At 49.9% G+C, this 15,618-nt stretch carries 14 protein-coding genes; 1 reads left to right on the forward strand and 13 read right to left on the reverse strand.

The window, feature by feature from the left end; translation table 11 throughout:
• Nucleotides 1-53: 53 nt before the first annotated feature.
• The 8 genes from yajC to FC20_RS05915 all read right to left on the reverse strand — a co-directional run bounded on the left by yajC (nt 54) and on the right by FC20_RS05915 (nt 9,757).
• Nucleotides 54-470, reverse strand: a complete 417-nt coding sequence (yajC, locus tag FC20_RS05880) for a preprotein translocase subunit YajC (RefSeq protein ID WP_008462801.1) — start codon at nt 468-470, stop codon at nt 54-56.
• A gap of 81 nt (nt 471-551) precedes the next feature.
• Nucleotides 552-1,562 carry a Holliday junction branch migration DNA helicase RuvB gene (gene ruvB, locus FC20_RS05885; protein ID WP_008462799.1) on the reverse strand — a complete coding sequence of 337 codons (1,011 nt, stop codon included), beginning with the start codon at nt 1,560-1,562 and terminating at the stop codon, nt 552-554.
• 33 nt (nt 1,563-1,595) lie between these two features.
• Nucleotides 1,596-2,189, reverse strand: coding sequence for a Holliday junction branch migration protein RuvA (gene ruvA / locus FC20_RS05890; RefSeq protein ID WP_008462798.1), 594 nt, complete (start codon nt 2,187-2,189; stop codon nt 1,596-1,598).
• Nucleotides 2,190-2,248: 59 nt separating this feature from the next.
• Nucleotides 2,249-4,246, reverse strand: a complete 1,998-nt coding sequence (gene mutL, locus FC20_RS05895; RefSeq protein ID WP_008462796.1) for a DNA mismatch repair endonuclease MutL — start codon at nt 4,244-4,246, stop codon at nt 2,249-2,251.
• Nucleotide 4,247: 1 nt separating this feature from the next.
• A complete protein-coding gene (gene mutS, locus FC20_RS05900) occupies nt 4,248-6,821 on the reverse strand; it encodes a DNA mismatch repair protein MutS (protein ID WP_008462793.1) in 2,574 nt (857 codons plus the stop codon).
• A 138-nt stretch (nt 6,822-6,959) separates the two neighbouring features.
• Nucleotides 6,960-8,579 carry a chaperonin GroEL gene (groL, locus tag FC20_RS05905; protein WP_008462791.1) on the reverse strand — a complete coding sequence of 540 codons (1,620 nt, stop codon included), beginning with the start codon at nt 8,577-8,579 and terminating at the stop codon, nt 6,960-6,962.
• 22 nt (nt 8,580-8,601) lie between these two features.
• Nucleotides 8,602-8,886, reverse strand: a complete 285-nt coding sequence (gene groES, locus FC20_RS05910; RefSeq protein ID WP_008462788.1) for a co-chaperone GroES — start codon at nt 8,884-8,886, stop codon at nt 8,602-8,604.
• A 205-nt stretch (nt 8,887-9,091) separates the two neighbouring features.
• Nucleotides 9,092-9,757, reverse strand: coding sequence for a redox-sensing transcriptional repressor Rex (locus tag FC20_RS05915; protein WP_008462786.1), 666 nt, complete (start codon nt 9,755-9,757; stop codon nt 9,092-9,094).
• 215 nt (nt 9,758-9,972) lie between these two features.
• Between FC20_RS05915 and FC20_RS05920 the strand changes: the two genes are divergently transcribed.
• A complete protein-coding gene (locus FC20_RS05920; RefSeq protein WP_054667970.1) occupies nt 9,973-11,904 on the forward strand; it encodes an ABC-F family ATP-binding cassette domain-containing protein in 1,932 nt (643 codons plus the stop codon).
• 63 nt (nt 11,905-11,967) lie between these two features.
• Here FC20_RS05920 and tsaD read toward each other — a convergent pair whose 3' ends face one another.
• The 5 genes from tsaD to FC20_RS05945 are packed head-to-tail and all read right to left on the reverse strand — an operon-like array spanning nt 11,968 to nt 15,610.
• Entirely contained in the window at nt 11,968-13,008 is a 1,041-nt protein-coding gene (tsaD, locus tag FC20_RS05925) for a tRNA (adenosine(37)-N6)-threonylcarbamoyltransferase complex transferase subunit TsaD (RefSeq protein ID WP_008462780.1), read from the reverse strand.
• The gene (gene rimI, locus FC20_RS05930; protein WP_008462777.1) at nt 13,001-13,537 is read right to left on the reverse strand and encodes a ribosomal protein S18-alanine N-acetyltransferase; all 537 of its coding nucleotides are present in this window, start codon (nt 13,535-13,537) and stop codon (nt 13,001-13,003) included. The genes tsaD and rimI overlap by 8 nt, the downstream gene beginning before the upstream one ends.
• Nucleotides 13,538-13,544: 7 nt before the next feature.
• Nucleotides 13,545-14,267, reverse strand: coding sequence for a tRNA (adenosine(37)-N6)-threonylcarbamoyltransferase complex dimerization subunit type 1 TsaB (gene tsaB, locus FC20_RS05935; RefSeq protein ID WP_008462774.1), 723 nt, complete (start codon nt 14,265-14,267; stop codon nt 13,545-13,547).
• 21 nt (nt 14,268-14,288) lie between these two features.
• Complete coding sequence (locus FC20_RS05940; protein ID WP_008462772.1) at nt 14,289-14,828, reverse strand: folate family ECF transporter S component; 540 nt, start codon at nt 14,826-14,828, stop codon at nt 14,289-14,291.
• 50 nt (nt 14,829-14,878) lie between these two features.
• Complete coding sequence (locus FC20_RS05945; RefSeq protein WP_008462769.1) at nt 14,879-15,610, reverse strand: acyl-[acyl-carrier-protein] thioesterase; 732 nt, start codon at nt 15,608-15,610, stop codon at nt 14,879-14,881.
• Nucleotides 15,611-15,618: the final 8 nt, after the last annotated feature.

The raw sequence follows: 15,618 nt of genomic DNA on the forward strand, positions 1-15,618 counted from the left end.
AATTTGTCCCAATTTTTGGGGTCACATCATTATTTTGGGTACTTTTTATCGTCTTACTTCTCGTCTTCAGCGCTGTCAGCATCAGCCTTGTCAACTGGAGCGGCAGTTTCCTTGTTTTCTGCTTCTGCGGCTTCTTCTTTAACTGGAGCTTCGCTTGCTTGAGCGGCATCAGCCTTCTTCAAAACCGTTCTTACGGCTAAACGAGAGAAGGTCAAGTAGATGCCGTCAGCGTCCAAAACGACCGTCTTGTCAGCGTCGTTGATGGAGTCGATCTTGCCGCGCAAGCCGTTAACCATTTCCACGCTGTCGCCCTTTTGCAGCTTGCTCATCATGTCTTGACGTTCTTGCTGCTGCTTTTTTTGCGGCTTGATCATGGTGAAGTAGGTAAAGCCGAAAAGGACTGCCAGCATCACGATCATCATGACGCTGCTGCCGGCGCCGCTATTAGTTGCTAATACAAAAGTATTCAAATTTTCCACCTCGTAAAATTATTTTATTCGCTATTAAAGTTAGACTGTATTGAGTATTATACTTCAATAACTGTCTTTTGGCTATGCTTCATCGCTTGGCAGGGGCAAGCCCAGCTGCCGGTAGGCTTTTTCGGTGACAACCCGGCCCCGCGGGGTCATGACGATAAAGCCTTTTTGCAGCAGATATGGCTCATACAAAGACTCAATCGTTTCTCGGTCTTCGCCGATGTTGGAGGCCAGAGTCCTGATGCCAACAGGTCCGCCGCCATAGCTCATGATCATGGTCCTTAAGAGCTTGCGGTCTGTTTGGTCAAGCCCGGCATCATCAACTTGCAGCTGACGCAAGGCAGCAGCCGTCGTTTCAAAAGAAATCTCGCTTTCGCCCTTGACTTCCGCAAAGTCCCGGACCCGCTTTAAGAGGCGGTTGGCCACCCGCGGCGTCCCCCGCGACCGGCGAGCAAGCTCTAGAGCTGCATCTTCAGAAATTTCGGTGTGGAAAACCCGGCTAGACCGCAAAACAATCTCTTCGAGGTCTTCAAGTTCATAGTACTGCATGTGCTCGACAATGCCAAAACGGTCGCGCAAAGGCGCTGACAGTTGCCCCGCTAAAGTCGTTGCCCCAATCAGGGTAAAGGGCGGAAGGGGCAGGTGGACGGCGTGCGTGGCTTGACCTTCGCCCACCACGATGTCGATGTAGTAGTCTTCCATGGCAGAATACAGGACTTCTTCAACTGGCTTGGCCAAGCGGTGGATTTCGTCGATAAAGAGGACGTCGCCTGGGTCAAGGTCGGTAAGGAGGGCCACCAGGTCCCCCGCTCTTTCAATGGCCGGACCACTGGTACTTTTTAAATTAACGCCTAATTCATTGGCAATGACAAAGGCCAGGGTCGTTTTACCAAGGCCGGGCGGGCCGTAGAGCAAAACGTGGTCTAAGGCTTCGCCCCGCTTTTTGGCGGCTTGGATATAAACTTCCATGTCGCGCTTGACGTGCCCTTGGCCGATATACTGGCTGAGGGTTTGGGGGCGAAGGGACAATTCAGTCGCTTCTTCGCCCGCTCCGGCCTCAGCGCTGGTTACGTGTTCATCTTGCATCGATTTCACCTAGTTTATTGTTCTTACTTAAATTTACTTTTTCAGCAAAAAGCCCAAGCCCTTGCGGATGTATTGGTCAGCTGACATTTCTGGCAATTTCTCCATCTTAGGCGTAATCCGGTCGATTTCTCTTTGGGTGTAGCCCAGAGCCGCCAATGCTGCCAGAGCATCTTGTAGGTCTTGAGACAGGCCTGCCTTTGGCGTTTCCTCGTTAAAGAGGTTTTCTGCCACATAATTGCCCATCTTGCCCCGCAGGTCCAAGACGATCTGAGAAGCGGTCTTTTTGCCAATGCCGGGGAAGCGGGTCAAGTAGTTGACCTCGCCGCTTTCGATAGCGCTGGCCAAGGCACCGTTATCTTCTGCCGCCATGATGGCCAAAGCAGACTTTGGGCCGATACCGGACACTTGGTTGAGCTTGTTGAATAGGCCCTTGTCTTGCTGGCTCTTAAAGCCGTACAAGCTGATATCATTTTCCCGCACGACCTGCTCAATATAAATCTTGGCCTTTTCTCCTTCATGGTAGGCATAGGGGGTGGGCGTTAAGATCCGGTAGCCAACGCCGCCCACGTTGATAACGACATAGGCCGGGGTGACATAGGCGATGGTCCCTTCAAAAAATTCGTACATAGCTAACTAATACATCCTCCGTTATCCTTTTTTTAATTAACAGAATATATTTTATATTTCTAGTTTTTCTTAAAGAGCTTGCCTAGGTCCGTTTGACTCAGGCGGACGATGGCCACCTGGCCGCTGGCATCCCGGTAAGGGTCGCTAGCCTTGGCGATGTCTCTAAGAAGCTGACTGGCCTCGCTGCCAGACAGCTTGATTCGCCGAGGCACGGCCATTTCTGCTGCCCTTGCCGCCAAAAAGCTGACCATCTTGCCCTCGTCTAGCTTGCGGGCGTTCAAAAATTGGTCCAAGAGCTCTCTAATTTCGCTCATCGGGTCGCCCTTGATCCAAGTTGGGTAAGACCGCATGAGGAGCGCATTTTGCCCAAAATCCTCCAAGATCAAGCCCAGTTTTTTCAGCTTAGGCAGCTGGTCCTTCAGCTTTTCATAGTCATATGGCCCAAAATCAAAGACCATGGGCTCTAAAAGTCCTTGCTGATAGTTCTCCGCTTTTTGGATGCTGGAGACGATCTTGTCATATTCCAGCCGTCTTCTGACGGCAACTTGGTCCAGCAGGTAGAGGTCTTCTTTATGGCTGGCCACTAAATAGGCCTTGGTCTGCCCCAAGAGGGTCAGTTCTGGCAAATTTGCGGCTAGCGCCCGATCAGCTGGCGCAATTAACTCCTCACCCACAGCTTGGTCTTCGCCAGCAAATGGCGGAAACTGCGCCTGGTCCAAAACGTTTTGGTCCCAGGTCTTGGTTAAGACATACTGGTCATCTTCTCTAACCTGGTTCAAGTCAACGTAGTCTCTAACTGCGGTTTTTTCTTCTGATTCTTTTGTAGCTTCTTCCAGCTGCTTATTTTTAAGCTCTACATCCGCTTTAGCTTCAAAAGCAGATTCTGCTTGCTTGGTTTTGGCTTTCTCTATTGCCTTTGGCTCAGCTTCGCTGACTTCTGGCAAGGAAAAGCCATCTGGGCGCTTAGAATCCACCACGTTTTTCCCCAGATTGAATTCCAGCTGGTCCATTTCGGTCTTGTTTTTATAAGGGGTCAGCTTAAAAAGGGGACTTGAGCCCGATCCCGCTTCCTCTTGCCCTAGCAGGGCCTGGCTGACCGCACCCGTAATTAGCCGGCTCAGCTCTTTTTCTTTAGACAAGCGAACTTCTTCCTTAGTTGGGTGGACGTTGACGTCAACCAGCAAGGGATCGGCTTCAATGGCCAAAACGGCAATTGGGTACTTCTTCCCGGCCAGCTGGGTGCCGTAGCCATCCATTAAGGCCGCAGCCAGCTGGTAGTTCTTGATGTAGCGGCCATTAAGCAAAATCGAGATAAAATTGCGGTTGGACCGGGTGAGGTCTGGCTGAGAAACTAAGCCATAAAGGGTAAAGTCCGGGTCTTCGCTTTCCACCGTGAGCATTTCTTCTGCCACCTTGCGGCCGTAAATGTTGGCTACGTCCTGCTTCAAGTTGCCGTTGCCCGGCGTTCTTAAGAGGACCTTGCCGTCGCTAGCCAGGGTCAAACTGATTTCCGGGTGACCCAGGGCAATCCGGTCCACGATGTCGACGATTTTTAGCAGCTCAGTCTTGGGACTCTTCAAATACTTGAGACGGGCTGGCGTATTGTAAAAAAGGTCCCGAACCGTAATCTTGGTCCCCTTAGGGCTGCCGGCGTCTTCTTGAAAGTTCTTGATCCCGCCGCTAAAGCCTGCCTTAGTGCCAATTTGCCCATCAGTTGAGGTCAAGATCTCGGCATGGGAAACCGCCGCAATGGACGCCAAGGCTTCGCCTCTAAAACCTAGAGTTGCAATATTAAACAAATCGCGCTCATTCTTGATCTTACTGGTGGCGTGACGCATAAAGGCCAGGTCAATCTGGTCCGGGGCAATCCCGATCCCGTTGTCTTGAACGGAAATTTGAGTTAAGCCGGATTTCAGCACTTCCACCCGGATCCGGGTGGCTTCAGCATCAATCGCGTTTTCCACCAGCTCCTTAACCACGCTGGCTGGCCGCTCAATAACTTCCCCAGCGGCGATCTGGTTGGTTAGATTTTCTGATAGTTCATGAATTTCTGCCATCTTAGTCTTCCAGTCTCTTTTGCCAATCGCTGACCAGCTGCATGACCTCTAGCGGCGTCATCTCGTTCAAGTTGGTCTGGCTGATTTCGTCTAAGAGGTCGTCTTTTGCCTCTTGGTCTGGATCAGGCTCAGGTTCTGCAATCGGGGCCGGGGCAAACAAATCCAGCTGCTGGCTGACAGGGTTGATTTCGCTGGCCCCTTCTGCTTCCAGCCGCTTCAGCATCTTGGAAGCTTCTCTTAAGACTTCTCTTGGCAAACCGGCCAGTTTGGCCACGTGAATCCCGTAGGACTGGTCAGCTGGCCCTGGCAGGATCTTGTGCAAGAAGATCAGCTTGCCATTTTCCTGGGTAGCCCCGACATGGATGTTCTTTAAATGCGGCAGGGTCTGCTCCAGTTCCGTTAATTCGTGATAGTGGGTGGCAAAAAGGGTCTTAGCCCCGACCTTGTCGTGCAGGTACTTGATAATGGCACCGGCTAAGGCCATCCCGTCATAAGTAGCCGTCCCTCTGCCGATTTCGTCAAAGAGGATCAAGGACCGGCTGGAAGCCCGCTGCAAAGCATCGTTAGCCTCGCTCATTTCTACCATGAAGGTACTCTTGCCGGAATAAAGGTCGTCAGCTGCCCCGATCCGGGTGAAGATCTGGTCAAAAATTGGCAGGGTTGCCGCTTCTGCCGGTACAAAAGACCCAACCTGGGCCATGATAGCGATCAAGGCCATCTGCCGCATGTAGGTACTCTTACCGGACATGTTGGGACCCGTGATTAGATAGATGCTGGTATCTTCGTCCATGGTCAAATCGTTAGGGATGTAAGAACCGGCTTCAAGCACGGCTTCCACCACCGGGTGGCGGCCGTTTTTAATGTCGATCTCTTGCTTTTTAGCAAAAGTTGGCCGGCAATAGTTCTTTTCTTCGGCATCTTCAGCAAAGGCGACCAAAACATCCAGGGCTGCCAATTGTCTGCCCAATTTTTGGAGTTCTGGAATGTGCTCCTTGATCCGGTCTCTTAGCTTGGCAAAGAGGTCATGTTCTAATTCCGTTGACTTGGATTCTGCCTCCAGAATCAGGTTTTCGTGTTCTTTTAGTTCCGGTGTAATGTAGCGCTCGGCGTTGGTCAGGGTTTGCTTACGCATGTAGCGGTCTTGCGGCACCTTGGAAACATTGCCCTTGCTGACCTGGATAAAGTATCCAAAGACCCGGTTGTAGCCGATCTTCAGGTTGTCAATCCCGGTCTTTTGCCGCTCAGAGACTTCCATTTGGGCTAGCCACTGCTTACCGCCATTCATGGCGCCCCGGTACTTGTCTAAGTCTTCATCTACACCTTCTCTGATGATGTTGCCGTCTTTAGTCGACATTGGCGGATCATCCACGATGGTCTTTTGGATGTCGGCAGCGACCTCTTCTTGAGGGTCAATATCTGCGGCATAGGCTATTAAGTTTGAGTCGCCTGATTCCTTTAAGGCGTCCAAGATGGGGCCTACCGCATTTAAAGAGCGTGACAACTGCAAGAGTTCCCTTGGGTTGACATTGCCAAAAGCAATCCGGCCGCTTAGCCGCTCCAGGTCGTAGACGCCCTTTAAGGCATCCACCACATTTTCCCGGGTAAAGTAGTTGTCGATTAGGGCTTGCACCATTTCTTGCCGGGCCAGGATCTTTTCTTTAGATAAAAGCGGGCGGCTCAGCCACTGCTTAAGTAAGCGGCCCCCCATCGCCGTGTGGGTCTTGTCCAAGACCCAGAAAAGGGAGCCCTGCTTTTTGCCAGTTGTGGCTGACTGGGTCAGTTCCAGGTTTCTTTGAACGGTGTTGGACATTTGCAAGTATTGCCCAACTTCGTAGCTTTCAGCCACCTGCAGGTGGGCTAGGCTTCTCTTTTGCGTTGACAGCAAATAAACGACTAGTTGCCGGGTCGCCTTTTTCTCCAAAGGGCTGGACAAGAGCTGCTCAACATAAGAAATTTCGGCGTGCTGGCCTGCCAGCTCGGCTGGCTGGGAAATGGTGATATTAGCCTTTTCCAAGGTCTCCCGCTCGTCAGCCGGCATTTCCCCAGCAAAGACAACTTCTTTGGTTCTAAGCGACAAGAGCTCGTTGACCACCTCTTCAAAATTAGGCACGGTCGTGGCAAAAACTTCCCCCGTTGACAGGTCACTATAAGCCAGACCATAGCCGCCCCGGCCGCCGGCAACGGAAGTCAGATAGTTGCTCTCTTGCCCTTCATCAGGCCCTTGGGCCATCTTGGTGCCGGGCGTCACTAACTGGATAATCCCCCGTTTGACCATTCCCTTGGCCTTTTTAGGGTCTTCCAACTGCTCACAAATCGCCACCTTGTAGCCTTTTTCCACTAAGGTGTTGATGTAAGAATCAACCGCCATGTGGGGCACGCCCGCCATCGGAATTGGATTGGCCGACTTGTTGGACCGGTGGGTTAAGGTGAGCTCCAAGATCTGGGCACCCTTAATAGCGTCATCTTCATACAGCTCATAAAAGTCCCCTACCCGGTAAAAGAGAAAGGCATCTGGGTACTCACTCTTAATTTGGTAATACTGCTGCATCATTGGCGTTGTGGCTTCTTTTGGCATAAAACTTCCCTCACTTTTAGTACTGACTTATATTATACAGCATTTCCCGCAATTCCTTGTCGATAGGCACAGGCAAGAAAAAAGCTTAGCCAACGGCTAAGCTTTTTCAGTAATTCTTCTGTGTTTAGATTAGGCTTTTTACATCATGCCGGCTTGACCTGCTGGAGCGGCAGCATCCTTCTTTTCTTCAGGAATTTCTGCTACGACAGCTTCGGTAGTAAGCAACAAGCCTGCGATTGAAGCAGCGTTTTGCAAGGCTGAACGGGTAACCTTGGTTGGGTCGATAATCCCTTCGTCAATCATGTTGACGTACTTGTCTTCAGCCGCATTGTAACCAACTTCTGGGTCAACCTTGCGCAGGTGGTCAACGACAACTGAGCCTTCTTGACCAGCGTTTTCAGCGATTTGACGAACTGGAGCAGTCAAAGCGCGAGCAACGATGTTGATCCCAGTTTGTTCATCAGCAGTGTCGCCCTTAACAGCCTTAACAGCGTCTTCAACGTTAACCAGGGCAGTACCACCACCAGCTACGTAACCTTCGTCAACAGCGGCGCGGGTAGCGTTCAAGGCGTCTTCTACGCGGTAGCGGCGTTCCTTGAGTTCAGTTTCAGTAGCTGCACCGACGTGGATGACAGCAACGCCACCAGTGAGCTTAGCAAGACGTTCTTGCAGCTTCTTCTTGTCAAAGTCAGAAGTCGTGTCTTCGATTTGCTTTCTGATGGTGTCAACCCGTTCTTGGATGGCTTCCTTTGAGCCAGAGCCATCAACGATGGTAGTTGAGTCCTTGGTGATGGTTACGCGGCGAGCTTGACCAAGTTGGCTAAGTTGGGTGTCCTTGAGTTCCAGGCCAAGGTCTTCAGAAATGACCGTACCACCAGTCAAGGCAGCGATGTCTGCAAGTTGTTCCTTGCGGCGGTCACCAAAGCCAGGAGCCTTAACGGCAACCACGTTGAAGGTACCACGGATCTTGTTCAAGACCAGAGTTGGCAAAGCTTCACCTGAAACATCGTCAGCGATAATCAAGAGCGCGCGGCCTTGTTGCACGATTTCTTGCAACAGTGGCAAGATGTCTTGGATGTTTGAGATCTTCTTGTCAGTGATCAAGATGTATGGGTTGTCCAGATCAGCTTCCATCTTGTCGTTGTCAGTTACCATGTATTGTGACAAGTAGCCGCGGTCGAATTGCATCCCTTCAACAACGCTCAGTTCAGTTTCGATCCCGCGTGAGTCTTCAATAGTAATTACGCCGTCGTTGCCAACCTTTTCCATCGCTTCCGCAATCAAGTCGCCGATTTCCTTTGAAGCACTAGAAATTGAAGCAACTTGAGCGATTTGATCCCTGCTGGAAACTTCATGGCTGTTCTTGTGCAAAGCGGCAACAGCTGCGTCAGTAGCCTTTTCAATCCCGCGGCGGATGCCTACAGGGTTAGCACCGGCAACTACGTTCTTCATACCTTCTTGAACGATGGCTTGGGTCAAAACAGTAGCAGTAGTAGTACCGTCACCAGCGATGTCGTTGGTCTTAGAAGCAGCTTCTGCAACCAGCTTGGCACCCATGTTTTCGTAGTGGTTTTCCAGTTCAATTGCCTTGGCAATGGTTACACCGTCGTTAGTAATGGTTGGGTTGCCGTAGGCTTGTTCCAAAACAACGTTTCTGCCCTTTGGCCCCAAGGTCGTCTTAACCGTGTTGGCCAGCTTGTCTACACCCCGTAAAAGGGAACGTCTTGCGTCTTCTGAAAACTTAATGTCTTTTGCCATTTTTTAACTTGCACTCCTTAAATTACTTAACGATTGCCAAAATGTCTTTTTCATGAAGGACTAAGTATTCCTTACCTTCGTACTTCACCTTGGTGCCAGAATACTTATCGTATAATACTTCATCGCCCTCTTGGACGGTCATAGGAAGCTTGCTGCCATCTTCAGCGTAAAGGCCAGCACCTACAGCAACAACCTTGCCTTGGGTTGGCTTTTCCTTAGCGTTGGAAGCAAGTACGATGCCACCAACGGTTTGTTCTTCAGCTTCTTTAACTTCAACGATCACGCGATCTCCAATTGGTTGTAACACGTTATTCCCTCCTGAAATTAATAGTCAAATATTTGCTTAGCACTCTTATTGATCAAGTGCTAACTTACAACTATGAATATAGTCCTTTTTTGCCAAAAAGGCAAGAGAAAAATAGCACTTTTTAGCTAAGAGTGCTAAAAAGTGCTAAAACTGGCGATTTATCAACGTTTTTTCTTTATTAGAAAAAATATTGCAGCAAATACTGTTATTCTTTCTTGTCTTCGTCTTTTTGCTCGGCCAATTGGTCGGAATCCAAAAAGTAGATCAAGGTCTGCAATTCCGTTGCCAGGTCCACGTTTTGAATGCGGACGCCGTTTGGCGCAGACAGACGGATCGGGGTAAAGTTCATGATCCCCTTGATCCCCGCTTCAATCATCTCATCAGCCGTCTTTTGGGCCGTGGCTTGCGGCACGGTCAAGATGGCAATTCGGATCTGCTGGTCAGAAATCTGCTGCTTCATTTCATCCATGGAGTAAACCGGCACCCCTTGGGTGATCTTGCCAGTAATTTCCGGGTTAATGTCAAAAGCACAGGAAATCCGGATGTTGTTGCTGCGCTTAAAGTTATAGTTTAACAAAGCATGACCTAAGTTCCCGACACCGACCAAAGCTACGTTAGTCAAGGTATCTTGATTCAAGATCTTCTTGAAAAAGCCCAGCAAATTCTTAACGTCATAGCCATACCCCCGCTTGCCTAAGGCGCCAAAGTATGAGAAGTCGCGGCGAATGGACGCACTGTCGACTTGAACAGCCTCAGCCAGTTCCGTAGATGAGACCTTGTCTTTACCTTCATCATTTAGCAGCAGCAAGTAGCGATAATACAAGGGCAGTCTTTTTGCGGTAGCCTTGGGGATCTTAATCTTACTATTCATAAGAAGCCTCCAACTCTAATTTGTGAATGTGAAATCGTAATCAATCATCTATATATGATACCCATTTTTGCCGTCATTTGGCAAGCACAATTTTCACAATATTTAGTTAAAAGCCCTTTACATTAACCAGCTTCACAAGCAAAAAATTTTATTTTTAAACAGAAATAACCGATTCAAGCGTCGTTACATGGTACAATATTGCAAGGTGAAAATTTATGATAATAGCACAAGGACACGACTTAGAGCAGCGGTTCGGCGCTGCTCCACTATTTAGCAATGTTAACTTCTCAATTGAAAATAATGCCCGGATTGGCCTAGTGGGCCCAAACGGGGTCGGCAAGACCACCCTGCTCAAGATCATGACTGGCAAGCAAGAGCCAACCAAGGGGGCTTTTACCGTCAACAAGGGCATTGACCTGGGCTACATCGCCCAGGAGCACGACTTTGACGAATCTAAGTCCATCTGGGACGAAATGCTAACGGTTTTTGACCAGCTGATTGAACGGGGCAAGCAGGTTGAGCGCCTGCAATACGCGGTGGCTGATCATCCAGAAGACGAAGAGCTCTTAAAGAAGCTGGACCAGGCCCAGTACGCCTTTGAACAAGATGGCGGCTATACCTACCAAGCTGACGTGAAGAGCATGCTGAACGGCTTTAACTTCCCAGAGAGCACCTGGACCAAGCAGATTGCCAGCTTGTCTGACGGGGAAAAGACCCGTCTAAGCTTTGTCAAATTGCTCTTAAAAAAGCCTCCCCTTCTTCTCTTGGACGAACCAACCAACTACCTGGACCTGTCGACTTTGGACTGGCTGGAAACTTTTTTAAAGAACTACCAAGGCGCCATCGTCACGGTTTCCCACGACCAGTACTTCTTGGACCATTTGGCTACGCAGATTTTTGAACTGAACCATGGCACTTTGACGATCTTCAAGGGCAACTACAGCCAGTACGTGGCTGAGCGCGAGCTCCGCGACCGGCAGCTAGAGGCCGCTTATGAAAAGCAGCAAGCCGAGATCAAGAAAGAAGAAGAGTTCATCCAAAAGAACATCGTACGTGCTTCTACGACCAAGCAGGCCCAAAGCCGCCGCAAGGCCTTAGAAAAGATGGAGCTGATCGATCCGCCTAAACACGATTCTAAGGTCCGGATTGCTTTTAACAGCGAGCGGCCATCAGGCAAGGAAGTCTTGATCTTGAAGGAGCTGGCTGTCGGCTACCCTGACAAGACCATGCTGAAAGACATCTCCTTCCAGGTCAACAAGGGTGACCGGGTGGCCATTATCGGCGACAACGGGATCGGCAAGTCCACTCTGTTAAAGACGGTTATGAAGCAGCTGCCCGTTAAGGCCGGCTCTATCAAATATGGGGCCAGCTTAGACATTGGCTACTATGACCAGGAGCTGCAGGGGCTAGACTACTCAAAGACCGTCATCGACACCATCTGGGACCGGCACAAGGAGATGAATGAAAAGGACATCCGCTCCATTTTGGCCAGCTTCCTCTTCACCGCCAAGGACATCGACAAGAAGGTCAGCCAATTGTCCGGCGGGCAGCGAGCTCGCTTGACGCTGACGGTATTAGCCATGGAGCACGACAACTTCCTCTTGATGGACGAACCAACCAACCACTTGGACATTGAAGCCAAGGAAGTTTTGGAAAAGGCACTGGACGACTACGACGGCACCCTGCTCTTTGTTTCCCACGACCGTTACTTTATCAACGAGCTGGCCAACAAGATCGTGGTAGCCAAAGATGGCCATGCCAAGATTTACGAAGGCAACTACTCTTACTACCTAAACGAAAAGGCCAAAGAGGCTGCCGCTGAAAATATGGCTGCTAGTCAAGAAGCAAATAGTGATCTTGCTCCTGCCAAAAATGTCAGCGAAAGCAAGCTGTCTTACCAAGAGCAGAAAAAGCGCGATTCCGAAAAGCGGAAGCTGCAAAGACAGGTTGAGCAAGCAGAAAAAGACATTGCCAAGCTGGAACAGCAAGAAACTGACCTCCAAGAGCAAATGGCTGATCCAGCCATTGCCGCTGACTTCAGCAAGTTAGGGCCGCTGCAAGAAGAGCTCACAGCGGTGCAGGAAAAGATTGCCCAATTAAGCCAAGACTGGGAAGACTACTCCTTGGCCCTGGAAGAATTTGAATAAGCCAAAAAATGACTGAATCAAAGATTCAGTCATTTTTCTTTTGGTAATTTTTGTTATTTTAGATTACTTGTAATCAGCCGCATATGGCAGTTCCATTGATGGATCAGCGTCTAGCCGCAGATCGGCAAAGTCGCCTTCCAGGTACTGGTTGTAGGCTGCTGCCCCAATCATGGCAGCATTGTCTCCGCAGAGCTTAAGAGGCGGCAGGATCACCTTTGGCGGGTTGGCCAAAGCCGCAATTTCTTGATCCATCCGCTCTCTCAAGCCCAGGTTGGCCGCCACGCCCCCACCCATGATAAAGGTCTTAGGCTGGTACTGCTTGATGGCTCTGATGGTCTTGGCCGCCAAAACGTCGACGACTGCTGCTTGGAAGCTGGCTGCCAGGTCATACTTATCCAGCTTTTCGCCGATTTGGTCAGCATGGTGGCAGGTGTTGATGAAGGCACTCTTTAAGCCGGAGAAGGAGAAGTCGTAATTGTCTTCGTCGATCATGGCTCTTGGGAAGTTAAAAGTATCCTTGCCTTGATGAGCCCACTGGTCAATGGTCTTGCCGGCTGGATAGTTGACCCCCAGCACCCGGCCAATCTTGTCATAGGCTTCCCCAGCTGCGTCGTCGCGGGTGTCGCCCACGATTTCAAAGTGGGTTGGATCCTTCATCAAGACGATTTCCGTGTGGCCACCTGACACCTGCAAGGCCATGGCTGGGTATTCGATCTTGTCGACCAGCTGGGCCGCGGTAATGTGGCCCATGATGTGGTCTACGCCGATTAGCGGCAAGCCTGTCGCCATAGAAGCTGCTTTAGCAGCGTTAATCCCGATCAAGAGAGCCCCAACCAGGCCAGGACCGTGGGTGACGGCAATGGCATCGATGTCGTCCCAAGTCACCTTGGCTTCAGCCAGGGCTTCTTTGGTAATCTGGGTGATCACTTCAATATGGTGGCGGCTGGCCACTTCCGGCACAACCCCACCAAAGCGGGCGTGGCTCTTGATTTGGGTTGCCACGACCAAGCTCTCGATTTCTGAGCCGTTTTTCACCACAGAAGTGGATGTTTCATCGCAGGAGCTTTCAAAAGCCAAAATGCGAATATCTTTTTCTTTATTCAAATTTATTCTTCTTTCTGAGATCACAGATCATGTTTAAGCCGTCGCTGTCAGGACGGTCAACATTGGTGTAGTAGTTCCGTCTAATGAAGTTGTCTCGAAAGCCTAAGTGGCGGTAAAGCGCCTGAGCCTTTTTGTTCTCAACCCGCACTTCCAAGGTCACCTTATTAAGGTCTTGCTTTTTAACCTCGTTTAAGATCACGGTTAACAAGTAAGTGCCAAGGCCCCGGCCCTGCAGCTGGGGCACAACGGCTAAATAAGTAATATGGGCCTGATAAAAGCGAAAGCGGCAGCCAACCATCCCCACTAAGTAGTTGCCAAAGTACAAGAGGAGGTATAAAGAATCCCGCCTTCTTAATTCCTTGGCAAAAATCTTTTGGGGCCAGGGCAGCTGCCCCTGGTAGACTTCTTTTTCCAGCAAAAGAATCTGATAGATATCATCGCCATCAGCCCGCCTTAGACAATATTCCTGCCCGCCGATCACCGGCCGTCTGGGCGGAAAAGCGCTTGGCGCATTCGAGAAAACTTCCATTTTTCCATTAAACTTCCTCTACATAAGCACTATCTGCTTCAAAGGCTTGCCCGGTCTTCTTTTGCCAGTCGTATTCAGCCTGGGTCCGTCTCAGGTAGTTCGGTACCGCCTGGTCGGGATCAATTGGCGCAGCCTTTTCTGCCAAAAGGGCTACTTGACCAGCCTGCAAGAGGTTGTCATCGCCTTCAGCGAAGGTTACCTGCTTACCAGCTAAGCCTTCCTTGATCGCGTCCGCATACTTAGTAAAGTCGCTGCCGGTAAAAATGACTTCTTGGTCTGGCAGGGCTTGGATTTGGTCTAGCAGGTCGCCTAAGGCATAGTGACCATCTTCAATCACGGCTTCTTGGCCGCGGTAGGCCCCAGCAAAAAAGTTCTGGTTTCTAGCGTCCAAGGCCGCTACAACTAAAGCATTGCGGCCAGCGCAGTTTAATGCCAAAGCCTTTAAGGTCGACACGCCGACCAAGTCCTTGCCCAAAATGGAGGCCAGCATCTTGGCCGTGGTGAGGCCCACCCGCAGACCGGTATATGAGCCTGGCCCAATCGCTACCGCAAAGCGGTCGATGGCTTTTAAGGTCAAGCCGGTTTCCTTTAAGCCCTCTTCAATCAAGGGATCCAGATCCACGCTGTGGTTGCGCTGATTTTTTTCCATTTTTGCAAAAGTCAGCTGGCCGTCTTGGCGAATGGCTACGCTCAAATCGCTAGTTGCCGTTGACATGCTTAAAATCTTCATATAACTCTTCTTACCTGAATTCTAAAATTTCTTACTTTGCTTAACCCGGCTCAAGGCTTGCAAAACAAACCAAGTAATGATCATTTGAATCCATGGGGTGATCATTTCCTTGACGATCCGGGTTGCCAGGGCAGCCATAAATTTGGCACCGTACATCAATGAAACCCAGAGGGTGTTAAGCCAAATGTTGCAGATGATGGTGACCAAGATGGTGGCCGCAATAACCCGCCAGATTTGGACTGGCTTTTTGTAAAATAAAAAGCCGTAGATCATTGGCCCCAAGGCAGCCGTCAGGGTGTAGCCGATAAAGAAGCCGCCCAAGTTGCCGAAAATGGCTGATGAAACCAAGTCGCTCAAGGCCCCGCCAACGAAGCCCCACCATGGGCCAAAGAAAAAGCCCAGCATGACTGACCCAATGAAGCCAAAGCCTACTTGCAAAGTGGCGTTGCCGACGCTAAACTTGCCCAAAACGACCTTGATGGCCACCACCATGGCCAAAAGTACTAAGTCTCTCAATTCTAGCTTGGTTAGGCCAAACTTGGCCTTAGTCTCACTCTTCAAAATAGTGTCCTCCTAGAAAGTGACTAAAAAACTGAACAACTTATATTAAATCACATTTCTCGCCATTTGACTTCACAAAGAGCCATAACATCTCCGTGATGGGTCAAGGCATGAGAACTAGTCAATTCTTCAGGAGCGTAAGTCGCCTGGCAGGTCACTTCTTCGCCGTACTGAATTTCCTTGTCAAACTTGATTACCAAGCTTGCTGGAACATAGCGATTCAAAAAGTCTCGCGGCAGGGAATCCATAATCCAGTCCAAGTACCGAGAATTGTGGACATGATGGTTTAAGTCGATATCATAATACCGAACCCGGTAATTTTGCTCATGGTCATACTGGTCTAGAGGCCGTAATTTTTGAAAACGAGGCAATTTGGTCAGTTTGGGTGCCTTTAAATCAGCTACCAGCTTTTCATTAACCGGCAGGAGCTTTCTTTTTTCCAGGTCCAAGACAATCCACTGGCTGCGGACCGTGATCATGTCGTTGCCCGCTTCATCTTCTAAGCCAAAATTCCGGTAGCACAAGAAACGGTTATAGCCGCTGGCGTCTGTCCACAGACGCACCTTTTCCTTAGCCTGGGGCAAGCGGCTAAAGCTGAATTCGTACTGGGTGACTACCCAGCCCAGGCCCTTTTCCTGCATCCCCTGAGACGAGGCTGGGCCATTAGCCAATTGCCCTTCTGAGGTCTCCATAAAGAGGTCGATCAGGTTGGGCAATCTTAAGAGGCCATTTTCCCCGCAATCATCATATTCAATCTGGTAATCTTTATAAAATCTGTTCATCTGCATTT

Source organism: Lactobacillus equicursoris DSM 19284 = JCM 14600 = CIP 110162 (assembly GCF_001434815.1).
In the GTDB taxonomy this organism is placed as follows: domain Bacteria; phylum Bacillota; class Bacilli; order Lactobacillales; family Lactobacillaceae; genus Lactobacillus; species Lactobacillus equicursoris.

Coding starts and splice junctions, on each gene's coding strand:
- ruvB (WP_008462799.1), bottom strand. CDS start 1,562: ATGCAAGATGAACACGTAACCAGCGCTGAGGCCGGAGCGGGCGAAGAA.
- ruvA (WP_008462798.1), bottom strand. CDS start 2,189: ATGTACGAATTTTTTGAAGGGACCATCGCCTATGTCACCCCGGCCTAT.
- mutL (WP_008462796.1), bottom strand. CDS start 4,246: ATGGCAGAAATTCATGAACTATCAGAAAATCTAACCAACCAGATCGCC.
- mutS (WP_008462793.1), bottom strand. CDS start 6,821: ATGCCAAAAGAAGCCACAACGCCAATGATGCAGCAGTATTACCAAATT.
- groL (WP_008462791.1), bottom strand. CDS start 8,579: ATGGCAAAAGACATTAAGTTTTCAGAAGACGCAAGACGTTCCCTTTTA.
- FC20_RS05915 (WP_008462786.1), bottom strand. CDS start 9,757: ATGAATAGTAAGATTAAGATCCCCAAGGCTACCGCAAAAAGACTGCCC.
- FC20_RS05920 (WP_054667970.1), top strand. CDS start 9,973: ATGATAATAGCACAAGGACACGACTTAGAGCAGCGGTTCGGCGCTGCT.
- rimI (WP_008462777.1), bottom strand. CDS start 13,537: ATGGAAGTTTTCTCGAATGCGCCAAGCGCTTTTCCGCCCAGACGGCCG.
- tsaB (WP_008462774.1), bottom strand. CDS start 14,267: ATGAAGATTTTAAGCATGTCAACGGCAACTAGCGATTTGAGCGTAGCC.
- FC20_RS05945 (WP_008462769.1), bottom strand. CDS start 15,610: ATGAACAGATTTTATAAAGATTACCAGATTGAATATGATGATTGCGGG.